The organism is Joostella atrarenae (genome assembly GCF_021764745.1).
Classification (GTDB): Bacteria; Bacteroidota; Bacteroidia; order Flavobacteriales; family Flavobacteriaceae; genus Galbibacter; species Galbibacter atrarenae.
In genome coordinates, this window is the sequence record NZ_JAETXX010000001.1 from 1,007,937 (window position 1) to 1,027,791 (window position 19,855).

The 19,855-nt window shown below is 35.9% G+C and carries 28 protein-coding genes; 25 read left to right on the forward strand and 3 right to left on the reverse strand.

Features of this window, described 5'->3' with window-relative positions:
- Nucleotides 1–50: 50 nt before the first annotated feature.
- The 3 genes from rlmB to JM658_RS04295 form a co-directional block, all read right to left on the reverse strand.
- Nucleotides 51–785, reverse strand: a complete 735-nt coding sequence (rlmB, locus tag JM658_RS04285) for a 23S rRNA (guanosine(2251)-2'-O)-methyltransferase RlmB (protein WP_236957990.1) — start codon at nt 783–785, stop codon at nt 51–53.
- A gap of 77 nt (nt 786–862) precedes the next feature.
- Entirely contained in the window at nt 863–2,413 is a 1,551-nt protein-coding gene (locus tag JM658_RS04290; RefSeq protein WP_236957991.1) for a SusD/RagB family nutrient-binding outer membrane lipoprotein, read from the reverse strand.
- 12 nt (nt 2,414–2,425) lie between these two features.
- Nucleotides 2,426–5,620: a SusC/RagA family TonB-linked outer membrane protein gene (locus JM658_RS04295; RefSeq protein ID WP_236957992.1), complete on the reverse strand. Its 3,195-nt coding sequence runs from the start codon at nt 5,618–5,620 to the stop codon at nt 2,426–2,428.
- Between the two features lie 496 nt (nt 5,621–6,116).
- Here JM658_RS04295 and rpsL point away from each other — a divergent pair, with 496 nt between their 5' ends.
- From rpsL to secY, 25 genes are all read left to right on the forward strand, one after another.
- Complete coding sequence (gene rpsL / locus JM658_RS04300) at nt 6,117–6,491, forward strand: 30S ribosomal protein S12 (protein ID WP_143954394.1); 375 nt, start codon at nt 6,117–6,119, stop codon at nt 6,489–6,491.
- 23 nt (nt 6,492–6,514) lie between these two features.
- Nucleotides 6,515–6,991 carry a 30S ribosomal protein S7 gene (gene rpsG / locus JM658_RS04305; protein WP_236957993.1) on the forward strand — a complete coding sequence of 159 codons (477 nt, stop codon included), beginning with the start codon at nt 6,515–6,517 and terminating at the stop codon, nt 6,989–6,991.
- 12 nt (nt 6,992–7,003) lie between these two features.
- Complete coding sequence (gene fusA, locus JM658_RS04310; RefSeq protein WP_236957994.1) at nt 7,004–9,133, forward strand: elongation factor G; 2,130 nt, start codon at nt 7,004–7,006, stop codon at nt 9,131–9,133.
- Nucleotides 9,134–9,144: 11 nt separating this feature from the next.
- Nucleotides 9,145–9,450, forward strand: coding sequence for a 30S ribosomal protein S10 (rpsJ, locus tag JM658_RS04315; protein ID WP_008613600.1), 306 nt, complete (start codon nt 9,145–9,147; stop codon nt 9,448–9,450).
- Between the two features lie 190 nt (nt 9,451–9,640).
- Nucleotides 9,641–10,258 carry a 50S ribosomal protein L3 gene (gene rplC / locus JM658_RS04320; RefSeq protein WP_236957995.1) on the forward strand — a complete coding sequence of 206 codons (618 nt, stop codon included), beginning with the start codon at nt 9,641–9,643 and terminating at the stop codon, nt 10,256–10,258.
- Nucleotides 10,258–10,887 (forward strand): 50S ribosomal protein L4, encoded by a 630-nt coding sequence (rplD, locus tag JM658_RS04325; protein ID WP_236957996.1) that lies wholly within the window; start codon nt 10,258–10,260, stop codon nt 10,885–10,887. Before rplC ends, rplD begins: the two co-directional genes overlap by 1 nt.
- A 6-nt stretch (nt 10,888–10,893) precedes the next feature.
- Nucleotides 10,894–11,184, forward strand: coding sequence for a 50S ribosomal protein L23 (rplW, locus tag JM658_RS04330; RefSeq protein WP_236957997.1), 291 nt, complete (start codon nt 10,894–10,896; stop codon nt 11,182–11,184).
- A 14-nt stretch (nt 11,185–11,198) separates the two neighbouring features.
- Nucleotides 11,199–12,023: a 50S ribosomal protein L2 gene (rplB, locus tag JM658_RS04335; protein ID WP_236957998.1), complete on the forward strand. Its 825-nt coding sequence runs from the start codon at nt 11,199–11,201 to the stop codon at nt 12,021–12,023.
- Between the two features lie 11 nt (nt 12,024–12,034).
- On the forward strand, nt 12,035–12,313 hold the full coding sequence (gene rpsS, locus JM658_RS04340; protein WP_008613595.1) for a 30S ribosomal protein S19: 279 nt from the start codon (nt 12,035–12,037) through the stop codon (nt 12,311–12,313).
- Between the two features lie 9 nt (nt 12,314–12,322).
- Nucleotides 12,323–12,730, forward strand: a complete 408-nt coding sequence (gene rplV / locus JM658_RS04345; protein ID WP_236957999.1) for a 50S ribosomal protein L22 — start codon at nt 12,323–12,325, stop codon at nt 12,728–12,730.
- An 8-nt stretch (nt 12,731–12,738) separates the two neighbouring features.
- Nucleotides 12,739–13,464, forward strand: a complete 726-nt coding sequence (gene rpsC / locus JM658_RS04350; protein ID WP_236958000.1) for a 30S ribosomal protein S3 — start codon at nt 12,739–12,741, stop codon at nt 13,462–13,464.
- Between the two features lie 20 nt (nt 13,465–13,484).
- Nucleotides 13,485–13,904: a 50S ribosomal protein L16 gene (gene rplP / locus JM658_RS04355; protein WP_008613592.1), complete on the forward strand. Its 420-nt coding sequence runs from the start codon at nt 13,485–13,487 to the stop codon at nt 13,902–13,904.
- A 15-nt stretch (nt 13,905–13,919) separates the two neighbouring features.
- Nucleotides 13,920–14,111 (forward strand): 50S ribosomal protein L29, encoded by a 192-nt coding sequence (gene rpmC, locus JM658_RS04360; RefSeq protein WP_236958001.1) that lies wholly within the window; start codon nt 13,920–13,922, stop codon nt 14,109–14,111.
- A 16-nt stretch (nt 14,112–14,127) separates the two neighbouring features.
- Nucleotides 14,128–14,385 carry a 30S ribosomal protein S17 gene (gene rpsQ, locus JM658_RS04365; RefSeq protein WP_008613590.1) on the forward strand — a complete coding sequence of 86 codons (258 nt, stop codon included), beginning with the start codon at nt 14,128–14,130 and terminating at the stop codon, nt 14,383–14,385.
- A gap of 2 nt (nt 14,386–14,387) precedes the next feature.
- The gene (rplN, locus tag JM658_RS04370) at nt 14,388–14,756 is read left to right on the forward strand and encodes a 50S ribosomal protein L14 (RefSeq protein ID WP_236958002.1); all 369 of its coding nucleotides are present in this window, start codon (nt 14,388–14,390) and stop codon (nt 14,754–14,756) included.
- Between the two features lie 11 nt (nt 14,757–14,767).
- Nucleotides 14,768–15,082 carry a 50S ribosomal protein L24 gene (rplX, locus tag JM658_RS04375; protein WP_008613587.1) on the forward strand — a complete coding sequence of 105 codons (315 nt, stop codon included), beginning with the start codon at nt 14,768–14,770 and terminating at the stop codon, nt 15,080–15,082.
- 2 nt (nt 15,083–15,084) lie between these two features.
- Nucleotides 15,085–15,636: a 50S ribosomal protein L5 gene (gene rplE, locus JM658_RS04380; RefSeq protein WP_236958003.1), complete on the forward strand. Its 552-nt coding sequence runs from the start codon at nt 15,085–15,087 to the stop codon at nt 15,634–15,636.
- A 1-nt stretch (nt 15,637) separates the two neighbouring features.
- The gene (rpsN, locus tag JM658_RS04385; RefSeq protein WP_236958004.1) at nt 15,638–15,907 is read left to right on the forward strand and encodes a 30S ribosomal protein S14; all 270 of its coding nucleotides are present in this window, start codon (nt 15,638–15,640) and stop codon (nt 15,905–15,907) included.
- Nucleotides 15,908–15,965: 58 nt separating this feature from the next.
- The gene (gene rpsH / locus JM658_RS04390) at nt 15,966–16,364 is read left to right on the forward strand and encodes a 30S ribosomal protein S8 (RefSeq protein ID WP_236958005.1); all 399 of its coding nucleotides are present in this window, start codon (nt 15,966–15,968) and stop codon (nt 16,362–16,364) included.
- A gap of 19 nt (nt 16,365–16,383) precedes the next feature.
- The gene (rplF, locus tag JM658_RS04395; protein WP_236958006.1) at nt 16,384–16,929 is read left to right on the forward strand and encodes a 50S ribosomal protein L6; all 546 of its coding nucleotides are present in this window, start codon (nt 16,384–16,386) and stop codon (nt 16,927–16,929) included.
- An 11-nt stretch (nt 16,930–16,940) separates the two neighbouring features.
- Nucleotides 16,941–17,297, forward strand: a complete 357-nt coding sequence (rplR, locus tag JM658_RS04400; RefSeq protein ID WP_236958007.1) for a 50S ribosomal protein L18 — start codon at nt 16,941–16,943, stop codon at nt 17,295–17,297.
- A gap of 6 nt (nt 17,298–17,303) precedes the next feature.
- The gene (gene rpsE, locus JM658_RS04405) at nt 17,304–17,828 is read left to right on the forward strand and encodes a 30S ribosomal protein S5 (RefSeq protein ID WP_236958008.1); all 525 of its coding nucleotides are present in this window, start codon (nt 17,304–17,306) and stop codon (nt 17,826–17,828) included.
- 12 nt (nt 17,829–17,840) lie between these two features.
- Entirely contained in the window at nt 17,841–18,020 is a 180-nt protein-coding gene (gene rpmD / locus JM658_RS04410; RefSeq protein WP_236958009.1) for a 50S ribosomal protein L30, read from the forward strand.
- Between the two features lie 13 nt (nt 18,021–18,033).
- On the forward strand, nt 18,034–18,486 hold the full coding sequence (gene rplO, locus JM658_RS04415) for a 50S ribosomal protein L15 (RefSeq protein ID WP_236958010.1): 453 nt from the start codon (nt 18,034–18,036) through the stop codon (nt 18,484–18,486).
- A 13-nt stretch (nt 18,487–18,499) separates the two neighbouring features.
- The gene (gene secY / locus JM658_RS04420) at nt 18,500–19,855 is read left to right on the forward strand and encodes a preprotein translocase subunit SecY (RefSeq protein WP_236958011.1); all 1,356 of its coding nucleotides are present in this window, start codon (nt 18,500–18,502) and stop codon (nt 19,853–19,855) included.

Genomic DNA, 19,855 nt, shown 5'->3' on the forward strand with positions numbered 1-19,855 from the left:
AGTGCTGTAAATAATCCATAATGACCTAAAATTATAGTGAAAGACTGTAATTACAGACGTTGTCTTACAGCTTCATATAAAAAAGCACCACAAGCAACAGAAACATTAAGCGACTGTATTTCACCTAAAAGGGGAAGCTTTGCTTTTTGATCAACTAATTTTAAGATAGAAGGTGAGATTCCTACATCTTCAGATCCCATAATTATAGCTGTTGGACCACTAAAATCTGCATCATAAACAGTATTATCGGTTTTTTCTGTAGCAGCGACCACTTGAATTCCTGAGGCCTGCATATGAAAAACAGCATCTTTTATATGATCTACTTTGCAAATAGGTACTTTAAAGGCAGCTCCAGCTGAAGTTTTTACAGTATCTGCAGTAACAGGAGCAGCTCCTTTTTTCTGAATAATTATTCCGCTTACACCAGTACATTCTGCAGTTCTAATTATTGCTCCGAAATTTCTTACATCAGAAAGTTGGTCTAATAATAGAAAAAGGGGAGTAGTATCAGATTCTAAGGAATTAGAAATAAGTGTTTCAATTTCATGGAATTCAATAGGAGAAATATTTGCAACAACTCCCTGGTGATTGTTTTTTGTAAGTCTATTAAGTTTTTCAACAGGAACATAAGATGTGTTTATTTGCTCCTTTCTTAATAAGGTATCTAGTTCTTTGAATAAGCTTCCTGATAATCCTTTTTGGATAAATACTTTATCTATCGTTTTTCCTGCTTGTATCGCCTCAATAATAGAACGAATTCCAAATATCTGGTAGTTGTTTTCCATGGTGACAAAGGTACATAAAAAAACCACCTCAAAATGAGGTGGTTCTTTATAAAAATAAGATTTATTCTTTTTAGGAATTAGTTAACGTCCCAGAAAATCTTAGAGTACATTACGTCTCCTTCACTTAGAGAACTTTGCGCTTCATCCCAATTATCACTATTTAGAAGTTGCTCATTTTGTGGATAAGTAACTCTACTAGGAATTTCATCTAACCCAGCGATTTTAGTTGTGAATGTAGCTGTAACAGTTGTTGTAGTACCATCTTCATTTTCTACTTCATAGTCATATGTATCTCCAGGGATAGAAAGTGTGTTAGGGAATCCAGTTCTTCTGTATTCTGTCCATCCTTCTAATCCATCCATATATAAGCTAATATATTTTTGAGTTAAAACAGTTTCTTCAGAAGCAGCTGGAAGCGAAGCTACATACGCAGAAACATCTCCTGCAGCAACACCCCATCTATCTAGAGAAGCTTTAACACCGTTTTCGTAATTTGCTTGACTCCAACCTTCAAATTCAGATCTAATAAATTCTATTTCTGAGAATTCAATTATAGGTTGTACGAAATCAGGCTTAATGATTTCAGCATCAGGTAGACTTTCATCTATGATGTTTCTAGCAGCAGCATCACCAAAACCATATGGTACTCCTACAATTTCTGGAGTTTCATTTCTTGGGTCAAAAAACATATTAACTCTTGGATCTTCAGTTCCAGCAGAAGTAAAAGGACCAACTCTGTTGTAAAGTAGATCTACAAAAGATTGCGCTGGAGCAAAATCTCTTCTAGCTCCAACTGTGAAAGCTTGATGCCAAGGACCTCCTGTTATATCGTTTGTACCAAAAGTAAAATCAATATTGTCAGCGTTGCTTGCTAAAGCTTTTGGTTCAGACTCATTATATACCTCTTGAGCAAGTGTTGGGTCAACATTTTTAATGTGGGCAGCCAATCTTAATCTAAGAGAATGAGCGAATTTAATCCACTCTGATGCATTTCCGTTGCAATAACTATCTCCTTGTGTAAATACAACTTCGGAAGTGTTTAGCATATTAGCAGCTTCTTTTAACTCATTAAGCATGTCTGTATAAATAACCATATCGTTAGTATATTTAGGGTTATTTATTCCTTCATCCAAACGTAATGCTTGGAAATCTTGGTTGTCTTTCTGTCCATAACTCCAGTAAGGAACTGGACCGAAAGTATCAACAAGTTTAGAGAATGCATATGTCATAAGGATTCTTGTTGCCTGAATTTGGTTGTTGTTACTACCATAAGCAGACATTAAACCACTTGTTTCTGGGTCTTCATTTAGATCGATAATAGCCTTTAAGTCTGTTAAAGCTCTATATGGTTCATTCCAAAAATCATTGATTTGGCTAGGCCTCAATTGATACTGATTTTCATCAGTATAAAAAGTTTGTCCCCAATATTGAGAAAATCCTAAAGTACCACGTCCTGCTGTCCATTGATCGTTTAGTTGAAAAGCAATGTCAAATTCAGCATTATTAATTAGGTGAGTTGACGGAGCAACTTCAGGGTTATCGGGATCAGCTATATAGTCAGTATCACAAGATGTGATAGTGAAACAAGCAGCTGTAAGTGCTAGTAAATTATATTTTAATATTTTCATTTTCATTTTTTTTTAGAATGATACTTGTAAACTCATACCGTAAGATCTAGTAGATGGTTGTAAGCCTCCTTCAAGACCTTGAATATTTCCTGAACCAGCAGAAGTAGTTTCAGGATCGATTCCGTCATAATCTAATCCCCAAGTGTATAAGTTTCTTCCGAATATGCTTAATCTTAAATTGTCGAAAGCTGGAATTTGGTCACCTTTGAATGTGTATCCTAATGTCATCTCTCTTAATTTAAAGTAATCTGCATCAAACACATTAAGTGCATCTACAGTTCCATAATGCATTTTACCGTAGCTATAACCTGAAATATTTGTTGTGTTTTCGCTTGTGTTAGAAACTTCATATGTTCCGTCAGCATTGTAAGTAACATCTCCTGTAACACCATCAAGTACGATTCCGTCTTCTCTAATGTTGTTATCTACTGTTTCTTGTAGCATACCAGAGTACATTCCCCATTGGTGAGAAGTAGAGTAGTATTTACCACCTTGCCTTACATCGATTAAGAAACTTAAGTCTAGATTTTTGTATCTAAAAGTATTGTTTAAACCAGCAGTCCATTCAGGTAAAACTGATCCTAGATTAACTAAACCGTTTGTAGCGGCATAAGTTCCGTCACTGTTGATTACTTTGTTTCCTTGATCATCATAGATGAAATCAGTCCCCATGATTGTACCGTATTGCTGACCAGCAAAGGCTACTAATTGTGCACGGAAAGGAGCGTTGCTAAGTAATAAAGTTTCAAGTCCATCTGCTAGTTCAACTAGTTCATTTTCGTTTTTAGCAAAATTTAGGTTAATGTCCCAAGAGAAATTATCGTTTCTTACAGGAGTTAATCCTAAACCAACTTCGATACCTTTATTACTCATTTCACCAGAGTTGATCCATTTAGCTCCGTAACCGGTTGCGTAAGATAAATCAACAGGAATAATTTGGTCAGTTGTTTTGTTGTTATAGTATGTGAAGTCTAAGTTTACTCTTCTATTAAAGAAGCTTAGTTCGGTACCGATTTCCCATGTCTCAGTAGTTTCACTCATAAGATCAGGGTTTAATCTAGTATTAGGTAAAGTTACTCTTCCGTTTCCGTCAAATGGATTTTGAATAAGCATAGTTGTAACTACTCTATAAGGATCAGTATCATTTCCGATTTGAGCCCAACCGAATCTCAATTTACCAAACCAACTTGAGTTATCAGAGAATGCTTCTGAGAAAGACCATGCAGCTGAAGCAGATGGATAAAAATATGAGTTATTGTCATCAGGTAAAGTTGAAGACCAGTCGTTTCTAGCTGTGAAATCTAAAAATAATTGATCTGCAATAGATACACCAAAGCTTCCAAATACACTGTTTGTTTTTCTGACACTAGTGTATGCAGGCAATCCATTTGGTTGATTGTCAATTGGTCCAAGACCATTATTGATGTTGTATATTCCAGGAATAGATAGACCTCCAGTAGTAGAAACACCAATGTATGTTTTCTTGCTATCTCTTTTGTTGGCACCTGCTAAGGCTGTAATTTCAATTAAGTCACTTAATCTCTTTTGATAATTAGCGATGAATTCATAGTTAAATTCATAGAAATTATAGTTTCTTTCTAAGTAGTAAGATTGTGCTTGTGATCCAACAGCAGCTCTTTCAGTATTTTTAAATGAGTATACATCTCCGTATACAGATCCTTTTACACTGAAGTCATCTGTAATTTGATAATTTAAGCTAAAGTTTCCAAATACACGATCTCTTTCGTCAGTTGGAAAATTTTCATAAACTGTCCAATAAGGGTTATCCGAGTAATTTGGAGTTGGGTCATCCCAAGCAACTCTATTCCATGTTCTTTGACTACCATCTATGTTCTTGTAATCTTTTAAACGTTCATAGTCCAAATTTCTTTGTCCAAACTGGAAGAATTTCTGTGTAACACTATTATCTCCATATCCAACTACAGGCCTTTGACCTTGAGTTCTCACATAATTTAAAACACTTGAAGCAGTCAATTTATCAGAAAGATTCTGATTAATGCTAACCTTCATGTTGTATTTATCGATGGAAGTATTAGGTAAGGTACCTGTTGTGCTAGTGTTCCCAAATGAAAACAGGTAGTTTCCAGTTTCGCCAGAAGTACCGATTGAGATATTGTTTGAGTTTGTTATTCCAGTATTAAAAAAAGACTCTACGTCATTTGCTGGAGCAACCCAAGGACGTGCATTTAAATATTGGTCAGGAAAGCTTTCTTTGTCAAAGGCATCCCAATGTAGTACGTTTGTATTAGCATCATACTTCGGGCCCCAGCTTTCATCAGTAGCATACTCTACTAATTTATAGTCTCTTCCTTCAATATTCTGAGTTTCAAAAGTAGGATTGCTTCCTCCACCATATTCTCTTTGAAGGTCTGGTAAAATAGCTACCTGATCAAAAGAAACTGACGTATTAATAGTAATACCTAATTTGTTTTTGTTTCTACCTTTCTTTGTAGTTACTAAAATAACACCATTGGCAGCTCTTGAACCGTATAAAGCTGCAGCAGCTCCTTTTAATACCGTCATGCTTTCAATGTCTTGAGGATTGATATCATTAATAGCACTTCCCCAGTCAACTCCTCCACTACCTCTTTGTGTGTCAGTAGTATTAAAGTTAGAGTTGTCCATTGGGATACCATCAATAACAAATAAAGGTTGGTTGTTACCTGTAACAGAGTTTACACCTCGAATCAAAATACGTTGTGATCCTCCTAGGTTACCTGAAGGAGAGTTAACGCTAACACCTGCAACTTTACCAGATAAAGCACTAACTGCATTATCGTTTTGTGCATTGTTAAGACCTTCTGAATCTACTTTTGGGGCTGAAAATGCTAATGCTTTCTCTTTTTTAGATATCCCCAATGCTGTTACAACAACTTCATCTAATGCTTGCGCATCTTGTTGTAAAGAAACGTTTATAGAGTTAGAAGCGCCTACAGTACGCTCTTCTGTTTTTTGCCCTACAAAAGAAAATGTTAAGACATCTCCTGTATTGGCTTTAATGGAATAATTACCATCAAAATCTGTTTGAGTACCATTATTAGTACCTTTTACTACGACACTCGCACCAGGTAGCGGTAGACCATCTTGGTCAGTAATCACACCTGTTACGGTCTTTTCTTGTGCAAAAGTAATTTGCACAATTAACGCTAGTATTAGCGTCAAAAATCCACTAAACTTTGTTCTCATTTTATCAATATATTTGAATTAGCTGCTGCGAAAGTGGTAAATTCATGTTAAATCTGCAACTTTTCTCATGTTAAATATGAAGAAAATCACAAATTACTTTAGTTTTTTACATATTTATTAGTGTTATTTATTCGTGTTTAATAATACCTTAATTTTAAGGTATTATTTTTTTGTCTTTTTTAAAAAATTAGTAATTTATCGAATAAATATTCTTTTTTATCGATATTTTGTTAATTATTAATTTCTTGTTTTTTTTACTGTCTTTATTATGCCTTTGCTACTATGTTGTTATAGTATGTAATTTTAACTTCAAAATCCTATCTTAGTGATTTAGAGGTAATTTTATTGAAAATTAATTGATTATGATTTGATTAATTAATATTAATTCTTACCTTTGCCACCCTTTTAAACGAGAGGTCTGCTTATTTATGAGCTGAATTTCAAAGATTTAAAAGGAAATTTTAATTAATAAAACATAATTATTGTTTAGTAGATTATGCCAACAATTTCACAATTAGTACGAAAAGGAAGAGCCACAATTACTAAGAAGAGTAAATCGGCTGCTTTAGATTCGTGTCCTCAAAGAAGAGGGGTTTGTACGCGTGTTTATACTACGACGCCTAAGAAGCCTAACTCTGCTATGCGTAAAGTAGCAAGGGTTCGTCTTACGAACGGAAAAGAAGTAAATGCTTACATCCCTGGAGAAGGTCACAATTTGCAAGAGCACTCGATAGTATTAGTAAGAGGCGGAAGGGTAAAAGACTTACCAGGAGTTAGGTATCACATTGTTCGTGGTGCTTTAGATACTGCTGGAGTTCAAGGAAGAACGCAACGTAGATCAAAATACGGAGCAAAACGCCCTAAAAAGTAAATTAACACTTACAACAAGAAGAAATGAGAAAAAGACAGGCTAAAAAGAGACCTCTTTTACCAGATCCAAGATTTAATGATCAGTTAGTGACGCGTTTCGTTAACATGATGATGTGGGATGGTAAGAAGTCCGTAGCGTTTAAAGTATTTTACGATGCGATTGATATCGTAGAAGAGAAGAAACAAGACGATGAAAAAACTGGTTTAGAGTTATGGAAGGATGCATTATCTAATGTTATGCCACACGTAGAGGTGAGAAGCCGTCGTGTAGGTGGGGCTACTTTCCAAATTCCTATGCAAATTAGACCAGATAGAAAAGTATCTATGGCTATGAAGTGGTTGATTAGTTATTCTCGTAAGAGAAATGAAAAATCAATGGCTCAGAAATTAGCTGGCGAAGTTCTTGCTGCTGCTAAAGAAGAAGGTGCAGCTGTTAAGAAAAGAGTTGATACTCATAAAATGGCTGAAGCAAATAAAGCATTCTCTCACTTTAGATTTTAGTAAAAAAATAAAATGGCACAAAGAGATTTAAAATATACAAGAAATATAGGAATTGCGGCTCATATTGATGCTGGTAAAACAACAACAACTGAGCGTATCCTTTTTTATACAGGAGTTTCTCATAAAATAGGAGAAGTGCATGATGGTGCTGCTACTATGGACTGGATGGAGCAAGAGCAAGAAAGAGGTATTACAATTACTTCTGCGGCTACAACTTGTACATGGCAGTTTCCTATGGAAAATGCAGAACCAACTCCAGATACTAAAGGATATCACTTTAATATTATTGATACTCCTGGGCACGTTGATTTTACTGTAGAGGTAAATCGTTCTTTACGTGTTCTTGATGGTTTGGTATTCTTATTTAGTGCAGTTGATGGTGTTGAGCCTCAGTCTGAAACTAACTGGAGATTAGCTGATAATTACGGAGTTCCAAGAATTGGTTTTGTTAATAAGATGGACCGTCAAGGGTCTAATTTCTTAGCTGTTTCAAACCAAGTTAAAGAGATGTTAGGTTCTAATGCAGTTCCAATTGTATTACCTATTGGTGATGAGGCTGACTTTAGAGGTATCGTTGATTTAGTTAAGAATAGAGCAATCGAATGGCACGAAGATAACTTTGGTTCTACTTTTGATGTAGTAGATATTCCTGAAGAAATGAAGGATGAAGTTCGTGAGTATCGTGCGAAACTTATAGAAGAAGTTGCTGAGTATGATGAAAATCTACTTGAGAAATTCTTCGAAGATGAGAATTCTATTACAGAAGAAGAAGTACATGCGGCTCTTAGAGCAGCGGTTATGGATAGAGCAATCATTCCTATGATTTGTGGTTCTTCATTCAAAAATAAAGGTGTTCAGTTCTTATTAGATGCTGTATGTCGTTACTTACCTTCTCCAATTGATAAAGATGGTGTTGTGGGTACTAATCCTGATACAGGATTGGAAGAGCGTCGTAAGCCAGATGTAGATGCGCCTTTTTCTGCTTTAGCATTTAAAATTGCTACAGATCCTTTCGTAGGTCGTTTAGCATTTTTCCGTGCATATTCAGGAAGATTAGATGCTGGATCTTATGTGTTGAACAATAGATCAGGTAAGAAAGAAAGAATTTCTCGTATATATCAAATGCATTCTAATAAACAAAATGCAATTGAGTATATAGAGGCTGGAGATATTGGAGCGGCTGTTGGATTTAAAGATATTAAGACTGGTGATACGTTGTCAGCTGAAAAATCTCCAATCGTTCTTGAGAGTATGGATTTCCCAGATCCAGTAATTGGTATTGCTGTGGAGCCTAAAACAAAAGCAGATGTTGATAAAATGGGTATGGCTTTAGCTAAATTAGCTGAAGAGGATCCTACTTTTACAGCTAGAACTGATGAGGCTTCAGGTCAAACAATTATTTCTGGAATGGGTGAGCTTCACTTAGATATTATTGTAGATCGTCTTAAGCGTGAGTTTAAGGTAGAAGTTAATCAAGGTCAACCACAAGTAGAGTACAAAGAGTCTGTTACGCAAAGCGCTAACCATAGAGAAGTTTATAAGAAACAATCTGGTGGACGTGGTAAATTTGCGGATATCGTATTTACTCTTGAGCCTGCTGAAGAAGGTAAATTAGGTCTTGAGTTTATTTCTACAATTAAAGGTGGTAACGTTCCTAAAGAATTTATTCCATCTATTGAAAAAGGTTTCAAAGAAGCAATGAAAAATGGTCCTTTAGCGGGTTATGAAGTAGATGCTATGAAAGTTACTTTAACAGATGGTTCTTATCATGATGTGGATTCTGATCAGCTTTCTTTCGAGTTGGCTGCGAAAATGGGATTCAAAGCTGCTGCAAAAGCTGCAAAAGCTGTAATTATGGAGCCTATCATGAAATTAGAAGCATTAACTCCAGAAGAGTACATGGGGGATATAGTAGGTGACCTTAACCGTCGCCGTGGTCAAGTTACTAATATGAGTGACAGGGCTGGTTCTAAAGTGATAAAAGCAACTGTACCATTATCAGAAATGTTTGGTTATGTTACATCATTGCGTACATTGTCCTCTGGTAGAGCAACTTCTACTATGGAATTTTCACATTATGCTGAAACACCTTCAAATATATCTGAAGCGGTGATAAAAGAAGCAAAAGGAGTTGAAGCTTAAATCTTAAGAAAATGAGTCAAAAAATTAGAATAAAACTTAAATCATACGATTATAATTTAGTAGATAAATCTGCTGAGAAAATCGTAAAGACAGTAAAAACAACTGGAGCTGTAGTAACTGGACCGATTCCGTTACCAACTCATAAAAAAATATTTACTGTTCTTCGTTCTCCACACGTAAACAAAAAGTCTAGAGAGCAATTTCAATTGAGTTCTTACAAAAGACTTCTTGATATTTACAGTTCTTCATCAAAAACAATTGATGCTTTGATGAAACTGGAATTACCAAGTGGAGTAGAAGTAGAGATCAAGGTTTAATTTCCTTGAACCTGTTGTAGATTTATAATGGGTAACATGTCCTGAGCTTTATGCGAAGGAAAAACGGAAAAATACATTCAGGGTTGGAAGTGTTTTTTCAGCCCTGAAGTTTTTTAAATAAATAGTATTAATAACAATTAGGTGGAAGGTTTGTAGTAGTTACAAATTGTACATCGTAAATTAAATTAGAATGTCTGGGTTAATAGGAAAAAAGATTGGCATGACCAGCATCTTCGACGAGAATGGGAAAAACATCCCATGTACAGTAATCGAAGCTGGACCATGCGTGGTTACCCAAGTCAGAACCACTGAGGTTGACGGGTATGAAGCTCTTCAGCTTGGTTTCGATGACAAGGCAGAAAAACATGCTAACAAGGCCGAATTAGGTCATGCTAAGAAAGCAGGTGGATCTCCTAAAAAGAAAGTCGTTGAATTCCAAGATTTTAAAGGAGAGTACAAATTAGGTGATGCTGTTACAGTAGAACAATTTGTAGAAGGTGAATTTATAGATGTTTCAGGAACATCAAAAGGTAAAGGATTCCAAGGGGTTGTTAAGCGTCATGGTTTTGCCGGTGTAGGTCAGTCTACTCACGGTCAGCATAACCGTTTAAGAGCGCCAGGTTCTATTGGTGCTGCATCTTATCCTGCACGTGTATTTAAAGGTATGCGTATGGCTGGACAAATGGGGGCAGAAAAAGTAACAGTACAAAACTTAAGAGTGTTGAAAGTAGTTCCGGAGAAAAATCTTTTAGTAGTTAAAGGATGTGTTCCTGGGCACAAGAATGCTTATGTAATCGTTCAGAAGTAATGGAAGTAGCAGTTTTAGATATCAACGGAAAAGAAACTGGAAGAAAGGTAAGCCTTTCAAAATCAGTTTTTGGTGTAGAGCCTAGTACTCATGCTGTTTATTTAGATGTTAAGCAGTATTTGGCGAATCAACGTCAAGGTACGCATAAAGCTAAAGAAAGAGCAGAGATCTCTGGTAGTACACGTAAGATAAAGAAGCAAAAAGGTACTGGTACTGCGAGAGCAGGTAGTATTAAATCTCCTGTTTTTAGAGGAGGAGGTAGAATTTTTGGTCCTAGACCAAAAGATTATACTCAAAAGCTTAACAAAAACGTAAAGCGTCTTGCAAGAAGATCTGCGTTAACAATTAAAGCAGAAGAGAAATCAATTATTGTTTTAGAGGACTTCAATTTTGAAGCTCCAAAAACAAAAAATTTCACTAATGTTTTGAAAGCTTTAGGGTTAGAAAATAAAAAATCCCTCTTTGTCTTGGGTGATTCAAATAATAATGTATATTTGTCGTCACGCAATTTAAAGACTTCTGAAGTTATAACTAGCTCAGAATTAAGTACTTACAAAATTGTTAATGCAACAAGTATAGTGCTTTTAGAGGGGTCTATTGAAGGAATTGAGTCGAATTTAAGTAAATAAGAAACAATGAGTGTATTAATAAAACCTATTATTACCGAAAAAGCAACCGCTGATAGCGAGTTGAATAATCGATATGGTTTCATTGTAGATACTAAGGCAAACAAGTTACAAATAAAGGATGCCGTTGAAGCAACTTATGGAGTTTCTGTTGAAAAAGTTCGTACAATGAATTATGGTCCTAAAAGAAGTACTCGCTACACGAAGACTGGTATTCAGCATGGTAAAACCAATGCAATTAAGAAAGCCATCATTCAGGTAGCTGAAGGGGATATTATTGATTTTTATAATAATATATAAGCTAAAGACAAGAAATGTCAGTAAGAAAATTAAAACCAGTAACTCCTGGACAGCGATTTAGAGTAGTAAACGGATTTGACGCGATTACTACTGACAAGCCGGAGAAGAGCTTGCTCTCTTCGTTAAAAAAGTCGGGAGGAAGAAACGGTCAAGGAAAAATGACTATGCGCTACTTAGGTGGTGGTCATAAGAAGAGATATCGTATGATTGATTTTAAAAGAGCTCAAGCTAATGTGGAGGCTACTGTAGAATCAATACAATACGATCCAAACAGAACTGCGTTTATTGCATTAATTACTTATAAAGGTGGAGAGAAGAGTTATATTATAGCTCAAAATGGTTTGCAAGTTGGTCAAACTGTTGTCTCTGGATCTGGAGTAGCTCCTGAAATAGGAAATGCAATGCCTTTAAGTGAGGTTCCATTAGGTACTATTATATCTTGTATTGAATTACGTCCTGGTCAAGGAGCTGTTATGGCTCGTTCGGCTGGTGCTTTTGCTCAGTTAATGGCAAGAGAAGGTAAGTATGCTACCGTGAAGCTTCCTTCTGGTGAAACAAGATTAGTGTTAGCAGGTTGTTTAGCTACAATCGGAGCTGTATCTAATTCAGATCATCAGTTAGTGGTTTCTGGTAAAGCGGGTAGAAAACGTTGGTTAGGAAGAAGACCTAGAACAAGACCAGTAGTAATGAACCCTGTCGATCACCCAATGGGAGGTGGAGAAGGTAAATCTTCTGGAGGTCATCCAAGATCAAGAAACGGAATACCTGCTAAAGGATTTAGAACAAGAGCTAAATCTAAAGCGAGTAATAAGTATATTATAGAACGTAGAAAGAAATAAAGTATTAAGAGATGGCACGTTCACTAAAAAAAGGACCTTACGTTCACTATAGTTTAGAGAAAAAAGTTCAACAAAATGTTGAGTCTGGTAAGAAGACAGTTATTAAGACCTGGTCTAGAGCATCTATGATTACTCCAGATTTTGTTGGTCAGACAATAGCTGTACATAATGGTCGCCAATTTGTTCCTGTTTATGTAACAGAGAATATGGTAGGGCATAAGTTAGGAGAATTTTCACCAACAAGATCTTTTAGAGGTCATGCAGGTGCAAAAAATAAAGGAAAAAAATAATAAGTAGCCATGGGAGTTCGTAAAAGAGAAAGAGCAGAGCAAATAAAAGAAGCTAAGAAGAATCTAGCGTTTGCAAAGTTGAATAACTGCCCAACTTCACCTAGAAAAATGAGGCTAGTAGCTGATTTAGTTCGAGGGGAGAAAGTTGAGAAGGCGCTTGCTATTTTGAAATTTAACCAAAAAGAAGCATCTCGTCGTTTAGAGAAGTTGTTAGTTTCTGCAATAGCAAACTGGCAGTCTAAAAACGAAGAAGCAAGCTTAGAGGAGGCAGATTTATTTGTACAAGAGATTCGTGTGGATAGCGGAAGTATGTTGAAAAGACTACGTCCTGCACCACAAGGTCGCGCACACAGAATAAGAAAACGTTCAAATCACGTTACAATAGTGGTTGGAGCTAAAAATAATACACAAAGTTAAGATAGAGTATGGGACAGAAAACAAATCCGATCGGAAATCGCCTTGGTATCATTAGAGGATGGGAATCCAACTGGTATGGAGGTAATGACTATGGAGATAAACTTGCTGAAGATGATAAAATCAGAAAGTATATCCATGCTCGTTTATCTAAAGCTAGTGTATCTAGAGTAATTATTGAGCGTACGCTTAAACTTGTAACCGTTACTATCACTACGGCTCGCCCAGGTATCATTATTGGTAAGGGTGGTCAAGAGGTAGACAAGTTAAAAGAAGAGCTTAAGAAAATTACAGACAAAGAGGTTCAAATTAACATCTTTGAGATTAAGAGACCTGAATTAGATGCTAACCTTGTTGCTGCAAGTGTAGCTCGTCAGATTGAGAATAGAATTTCTTATAGACGTGCTATTAAGATGGCTATTGCCGCTGCAATGAGAATGAATGCTGAAGGTATTAAAATTCAAATCTCAGGACGTTTAAATGGGGCAGAGATGGCTCGTTCAGAATCGTATAAAGATGGTAGAATTCCTTTGTCTACATTTAGAGCTGACATTGATTACGCACTACATGAAGCTCATACTACTTATGGTAGATTGGGAATAAAAGTGTGGATCATGAAAGGCGAGGTATATGGTAAAAGAGAGCTTTCTCCGCTTGTTGGAATGTCTAAGAAGCAAGGGAAAGGCGGCAATAACAATGCCGGTGGTGGAGCTAGAAAATCTCGTCGTAGAAAGTAATTTTTTAAAGAAAAAGAAAAATGTTACAGCCGAAAAGAACAAAATACCGTAAGCAGCAGAAAGGCCGTATGAAAGGTCTTTCTCAAAGAGGGCATGAACTTTCAAATGGTATGTTTGGTATAAAATCAATGGATTCATCATTTATCACAGCGCGTCAAATTGAAGCTGCTCGTGTTGCTGCCACTCGTTTTATGAAAAGAGAAGGTCAGTTATGGATCAAAATATTTCCAGACAAGCCTATTACAAAGAAACCTCTTGAGGTGCGTATGGGTAAAGGAAAAGGTGCTCCAGAATATTGGGCAGCTGTGGTTAAGCCAGGTAGAATTATGTTTGAAATAGGTGGTGTACCTATGGATGTTGCTAAAGAAGCTTTAAGGCTTGCGGCACAGAAACTACCTGTTAAAACAAAGTTTATTGTAGCTAGAGATTATTCAGCTTAATTAATTAAGAAGATTATGAAACAATCAGAAATTAGAGAATTTTCTACTGCTGAGCTACAAGAACAGCTTGGTATTGTTAAGAAACAATATGCAGATTTAAAATTAGCTCATGCCATTACACCATTGGAAAATCCACTTCAGTTGAGACATACTAGAAGAACGGTGGCTAGAGTGGCGACGGAGCTTACTAAAAGAGAATTACAATAATTCGATTCTGCTAGAAATGGAAAATAGAAATTTAAGAAAAGAGAGAATAGGAGTTGTTACTAGTAACAAAATGCAGAAATCAATTGTGGTTTCTGAGGTAAAACGAGTAAAGCACCCTATGTACGGTAAGTTCGTGTTAAAAACTAAGAAATATGTTGCGCACGACGAAAAAGACGATTGCAATATTGGTGATACAGTAAAGATCATGGAAACAAGACCTTTAAGTAAAACTAAATGTTGGAGATTAGTTGAAATCATTGAAAGAGCTAAGTAATTATGGTACAACAAGAATCAAGATTAAAAGTAGCAGATAACACGGGAGCTAAAGAAGTTTTAACTATCCGTGTACTGGGAGGTACTAAACGAAGATATGCTTCAGTAGGGGACAAAATTGTTGTTACCGTTAAAGATTCTACTCCTAACGGAAACGTTAAGAAGGGTCAGGTATCTACAGCAGTTGTTGTTCGTACTAGAAAAGAAGTAAGAAGACCAGATGGTTCTTACATTCGTTTTGATGATAATGCTTGTGTGCTTCTTAACCCTGCAGGTGAAATGCGCGGAACTCGTGTGTTTGGACCAGTAGCAAGAGAATTGCGTGATAAGCAGTTTATGAAAATTGTATCATTAGCTCCAGAGGTGCTTTAATACATTAAGAGATGATAAAACTAAAGATAAAATCAGGAGATACTGTAAGAGTAATAGCTGGAGAACATAAAGGTTCAGAAGGTCAAGTACTTAAAGTAAATCGTGAAAAGAACAAAGCGATAGTTGAGGGAGTTAATCTTGTGTCTAAACATGAGAAGCCAAGTGCTAAAAACCCTCAAGGTGGTATCGTTAAGAAAGAAGCGCTTATTCATATATCTAATTTGTCGTTAATTGATCCTAAATCAGGAGAAACTACAAGAGTAGGTTACGAGGAAAGAGATGGTAAGAAAGTGAGATTTTCGAAAAAATCTAATGAAGTAATTTAATTATGGCTTACATTCCAAGATTAAAACAAGAGTATAAAGAAAGAATAGTTTCTGCTCTTACAGAAGAGTTTAGTTACACTAACATTATGCAAGTGCCTAAACTGGAAAAGATTGTTATTAGCCGTGGAGTTGGTGCAGCTGTTGCAGATAAGAAGCTAATCGACTACGCAGTAGATGAGTTATCTAGAATTTCTGGACAGAAAGCAGTATCAACAATGTCTAAAAAAGATGTCGCGTCTTTTAAATTACGTAAAGGTATGCCAATTGGGGCTAAAGTTACTTTACGTGGAGAAAGAATGTACGAATTCTTAGATAGATTGATTACTTCTGCATTGCCAAGAGTAAGAGATTTTAATGGTATCAAGGCTAATGGTTTTGATGGTCGTGGAAATTATAACCTTGGAGTTACCGAGCAGATTATTTTTCCAGAGATCAATATCGATAAAGTTAACAAAGTAGCAGGTATGGATATTACCTTTGTTACTACTGCTGACACCGATAAGGAAGCAAAATCATTATTAAGCGAATTAGGATTACCTTTTAAAAAGAACTAGTATGGCTAAAGAATCAATGAAAGCCCGTGAGGTGAAAAGACAAAAAATGGTAGATAAGTATGCTGAGAAAAGAAAAGCTTTGAAAGAAGCTGGAGATTACGAAGCATTACAAAAATTACCAAAAAATGCTTCTCCAGTACGTTTACACAACCGTTGTAAATTAACTGGAAGACCTAGAGGGTACATGCGTACTTTTGGGATTTCTCGTGTAACATTTAGAGAAATGGCAAATAACGGTCTGATCCCAGGGGTTAAAAAAGCAAGTTGGTAAAAATTTAACTGGTGATAAGTTCAGTTTTACTGAAAACTATTACCGCAAATAAATATAGATGTATACAGATCCTATAGCAGATTATTTAACAAGAATTAGAAACGCTAACAGCGCTGGTCACAGAGTGGTAGAAATACCTTCTTCTAATTTGAAAAAAGACATGACTAAAATATTATTCGAACAAGGATATATTTTAAGTTATAAATTTGAAGAGAATTCAGTTCAAGGAAGTATTAAGATAGCTTTGAAATATGATAAGCTAACTAAAGAGCCTGTGATTAAAAAGCTGAAGCGTGTGAGTACACCCGGATTACGTAAGTATGTCGGTAAAGATGAACTTCCTAGAGTTTTAAACGGACTTGGTATTGCTATTATCTCTACTTCTCACGGAGTTATGACGAGTAAGCAAGCTAAGCTTGAGAGTGTAGGTGGTGAAGTTTTATGTTTCGTTTACTAATTTATAAAGACAAGAAGAAATGTCAAGAATAGGTAATAGTCCAATAGCAATTCCTGAGGGAGTTACTATAGATATAAAAGAAGACGAAGTTACCGTAAAAGGTAAACTTGGAGAATTAAAACAAACTTTTACTTCTGATATAACTATCAAGATAGAAGAAGGAAATGTTATTTTAGAACGTTCTTCAGATTTAAAAAACGTTAAAGCCAAACACGGTCTATATAGATCATTAATCAACAATATGGTTGAGGGTGTTTCAAATGGTTTTACTAAAGAGTTAGAATTAGTTGGAGTTGGATATAGAGCTAGCAACCAAGGTCAGAGATTAGATTTGGCAGTTGGTTTTTCGCATAACATTGTTATCGATTTAGCTCCTGAGGTTAAAGTGGAAACTGTCTCAGAGAAAGGTAAAAATCCAATCGTTAAACTAACATCGTTCGATAAGCAATTAGTTGGTCAAGTAGCAGCTAAGATCCGTTCTTTCCGTAAGCCAGAGCCTTACAAAGGAAAAGGAATCAAGTTTGTTGGAGAGCAATTAAGAAGAAAAGCAGGTAAATCAGCTTAATAATTAGCAGTATGGCATTATCAAAGACTGAAAGAAGACAAAGGATTAAAAACAGAATCCGTAAGGTTGTTTCTGGAACAGAAGCAAGACCTAGATTGGCTGTTTTTAGAAGTAATAAAGAAATTTATGCTCAATTGATAGATGACGTAACAGGGAAAACTTTGTTAGCAGCATCATCAAGAGATAAAGAAATTAGTTCTGCAAAAGGTACTAACACTGAAATAGCTGCTCTTGTAGGGAAAGCTATTGCAGAGAAAGCAAAAAGCGCTGGATTTGAAGCTGTCTCTTTTGATAGAGGTGGTTACTTATATCACGGTAGAGTAAAATCATTAGCAGATGGTGCTAGAGAAGCAGGACTTAAATTCTAAGAAATTATGTATCAAGATTATAAAAACGTAGAATTAGTAAAACCTGGTGGACTTGATTTGAAAGATCGTCTAGTAGGAGTACAAAGAGTTACTAAAGTTACTAAGGGAGGTAGAGCTTTCGGATTTTCTGCAATTGTTGTTGTAGGAGATGAGAATGGTGTTGTAGGTCATGGATTAGGAAAATCTAAAGATGTAGCTAGCGCTATTTCTAAGGCTGTTGAAGATGCTAAGAAAAATCTAGTTCGTATCCCTCTTAACAAAGGTACATTGCCTCATGAGCAAAAAGGGAAATACGGTGGTGCAAGAGTTTACATTCAACCAGCTTCACATGGTACCGGAGTAATTGCAGGTGGTGCATTACGTGCGGTATTAGAGGCAGTTGGAGTACAAGACGTACTATCTAAATCTCAAGGTTCTTCTAACCCTCATAACGTTGTTAAAGCAACTTTTGATGCTTTATTACGTTTAAGAGATGCTAGAACAATCGCAAAGCAAAGAGGAATTTCTTTAGAAAAAGTTTTTAAAGGATAAATCAAGGATATCATGGAAAAAATAAAAGTTACACAAGTAAAGAGCAGCATAAAACGCCCTGAGAGACAAAAAAGAACTTTAACGGCTCTAGGTCTTAAAGGAATTGGTCAAGTAGTGGAACATGATGCGACGCCAAACATCCTTGGTATGGTAAAAAAAGTAGAACACTTAGTTTCTTATGAAGAAGCTTAATAACAATATCGTTATGAATTTAAGTAACTTACAACCAGCTGAAGGTTCAGTACATAGAGACGGAAAAAGAGTAGGACGTGGTCAAGGTTCTGGTAAAGGTGGTACTGCCACTAGAGGACATAAAGGAGCTAAATCCCGTTCAGGATACTCTAAGAAAATTGGTTTCGAAGGAGGGCAAATGCCACTTCAAAGACGTGTACCTAAGTTTGGTTTTACTAACATCAACAGAAAGGAATACACAGGGATCAATTTAAACAAGTTACAGGAGTTGGTTGATAAAGGTGTTATAAAAGACACTGTAGATTTAGAAGTTTTAGTTAGCAACAATGTTGTTAAACCTTCATCATTAGTTAAAATATTAGGTGGTGGAGAACTAAAAGCTAAATTAAAAATATCAGTACATAAATTTACCGCCAGTGCAAAAGCAGCTATCGAAGCAGCAGGAGGTGAAGCAGTAAGTTTATAACCAACAAGTAACCATGAAGAAATTTATTGAGACATTAAGCAATATTTGGAAAATTGAAGAACTAAAGGGTAGGATTTTAATTACCCTTGGTCTTCTATTAGTATACCGTTTCGGTGCACAAGTTGTTTTACCAGGTATTGATACACAACAATTAGCAGAATTATCGTCTAGAACAGATGGTGGAGGACTATTAGGTATCTTAAATGCATTTACTGGAGGAGCGTTTGCTAATGCTTCTTTCTTTGCTTTAGGAATTATGCCTTATATTTCTGCATCTATTGTGGTGCAGTTAATGGGATTGGCTATTCCTTACCTTCAGAAATTACAAAAAGAAGGTGAGAGTGGTCGTAAAACATTAAACCAGATTACAAGATGGCTAACAATCGGAATTTGTTTGGTACAAGCACCAGCTTACCTATATTCATTAGGTTCTTTAGGTGTTCCAGACAGTGCTTTTATGTTAGGTAAAGGTCTAGACTTTATGATACCTGCAGTTTTAATCTTAGTTACAGGAACGATTTTCGCAATGTGGTTAGGAGAAAAAATTACAGATAAAGGTATTGGTAACGGTATTTCTCTACTTATTATGGTTGGGATTATCGCTAGAATGCCACAATCATTTGTACAAGAGTTTGTCTCTAGAACAGCAGGTTCGAACGGAGGATTAATGTTGATATTGATTGAATTGATTTTATGGTTTGTTGTAATTCTAGCATGTATCATGTTGGTAATGGCAACTAGACAAATTCCAGTTCAATATGCAAGAAGAACAGCTTCTGGAGGCTATGAAAAGAATGTTTTTGGGTCTAGACAGTACATTCCATTAAAATTAAATGCCTCTGGTGTTATGCCAATTATATTCGCGCAAGCAATTATGTTTGCTCCTGCATATGTAGGTAGAATAGGGGCTTTGAAGGATACTGGTGCTGGTCAATGGTTGCAAACGGAGTTTAGTAATATCTTTGGATTTTGGTACAATTTAGTTTTTGCGCTATTAATCATAATATTTACGTATTTTTACACCGCAATTACAGTACCGACAAATAAAATGGCTGATGATCTAAAGAGAAGTGGTGGATTTATTCCAGGGATTCGTCCAGGAAAAGAAACCTCAGATTATTTAGATAAGATAATGTCTCTAATTACGTTTCCAGGTTCTTTATTCTTAGCAGTAATAGCAGTATTACCAGCTATAGTTGTTAAAGTAATGGGAGTGCAACAAGGTTGGGCATTGTTTTATGGTGGTACATCATTACTAATTTTAGTAGGTGTGGCTATCGATACAATGCAACAAGTTAATTCATACTTGTTGAACAGGCATTATGATGGCTTGATGAAAACAGGTAAAAATAGAAAAGTTGTAGCTTAA

Coding starts and splice junctions, on each gene's coding strand:
- rlmB (WP_236957990.1), bottom strand. CDS start 785: ATGGAAAACAACTACCAGATATTTGGAATTCGTTCTATTATTGAGGCG.
- JM658_RS04290 (WP_236957991.1), bottom strand. CDS start 2,413: ATGAAAATATTAAAATATAATTTACTAGCACTTACAGCTGCTTGTTTC.
- JM658_RS04295 (WP_236957992.1), bottom strand. CDS start 5,620: ATGAGAACAAAGTTTAGTGGATTTTTGACGCTAATACTAGCGTTAATT.
- rpsL (WP_143954394.1), top strand. CDS start 6,117: ATGCCAACAATTTCACAATTAGTACGAAAAGGAAGAGCCACAATTACT.
- rpsG (WP_236957993.1), top strand. CDS start 6,515: ATGAGAAAAAGACAGGCTAAAAAGAGACCTCTTTTACCAGATCCAAGA.
- fusA (WP_236957994.1), top strand. CDS start 7,004: ATGGCACAAAGAGATTTAAAATATACAAGAAATATAGGAATTGCGGCT.
- rpsJ (WP_008613600.1), top strand. CDS start 9,145: ATGAGTCAAAAAATTAGAATAAAACTTAAATCATACGATTATAATTTA.
- rplC (WP_236957995.1), top strand. CDS start 9,641: ATGTCTGGGTTAATAGGAAAAAAGATTGGCATGACCAGCATCTTCGAC.
- rplD (WP_236957996.1), top strand. CDS start 10,258: ATGGAAGTAGCAGTTTTAGATATCAACGGAAAAGAAACTGGAAGAAAG.
- rplW (WP_236957997.1), top strand. CDS start 10,894: ATGAGTGTATTAATAAAACCTATTATTACCGAAAAAGCAACCGCTGAT.
- rplB (WP_236957998.1), top strand. CDS start 11,199: ATGTCAGTAAGAAAATTAAAACCAGTAACTCCTGGACAGCGATTTAGA.
- rpsS (WP_008613595.1), top strand. CDS start 12,035: ATGGCACGTTCACTAAAAAAAGGACCTTACGTTCACTATAGTTTAGAG.
- rplV (WP_236957999.1), top strand. CDS start 12,323: ATGGGAGTTCGTAAAAGAGAAAGAGCAGAGCAAATAAAAGAAGCTAAG.
- rpsC (WP_236958000.1), top strand. CDS start 12,739: ATGGGACAGAAAACAAATCCGATCGGAAATCGCCTTGGTATCATTAGA.
- rplP (WP_008613592.1), top strand. CDS start 13,485: ATGTTACAGCCGAAAAGAACAAAATACCGTAAGCAGCAGAAAGGCCGT.
- rpmC (WP_236958001.1), top strand. CDS start 13,920: ATGAAACAATCAGAAATTAGAGAATTTTCTACTGCTGAGCTACAAGAA.
- rpsQ (WP_008613590.1), top strand. CDS start 14,128: ATGGAAAATAGAAATTTAAGAAAAGAGAGAATAGGAGTTGTTACTAGT.
- rplN (WP_236958002.1), top strand. CDS start 14,388: ATGGTACAACAAGAATCAAGATTAAAAGTAGCAGATAACACGGGAGCT.
- rplX (WP_008613587.1), top strand. CDS start 14,768: ATGATAAAACTAAAGATAAAATCAGGAGATACTGTAAGAGTAATAGCT.
- rplE (WP_236958003.1), top strand. CDS start 15,085: ATGGCTTACATTCCAAGATTAAAACAAGAGTATAAAGAAAGAATAGTT.
- rpsN (WP_236958004.1), top strand. CDS start 15,638: ATGGCTAAAGAATCAATGAAAGCCCGTGAGGTGAAAAGACAAAAAATG.
- rpsH (WP_236958005.1), top strand. CDS start 15,966: ATGTATACAGATCCTATAGCAGATTATTTAACAAGAATTAGAAACGCT.
- rplF (WP_236958006.1), top strand. CDS start 16,384: ATGTCAAGAATAGGTAATAGTCCAATAGCAATTCCTGAGGGAGTTACT.
- rplR (WP_236958007.1), top strand. CDS start 16,941: ATGGCATTATCAAAGACTGAAAGAAGACAAAGGATTAAAAACAGAATC.
- rpsE (WP_236958008.1), top strand. CDS start 17,304: ATGTATCAAGATTATAAAAACGTAGAATTAGTAAAACCTGGTGGACTT.
- rpmD (WP_236958009.1), top strand. CDS start 17,841: ATGGAAAAAATAAAAGTTACACAAGTAAAGAGCAGCATAAAACGCCCT.
- rplO (WP_236958010.1), top strand. CDS start 18,034: ATGAATTTAAGTAACTTACAACCAGCTGAAGGTTCAGTACATAGAGAC.
- secY (WP_236958011.1), top strand. CDS start 18,500: ATGAAGAAATTTATTGAGACATTAAGCAATATTTGGAAAATTGAAGAA.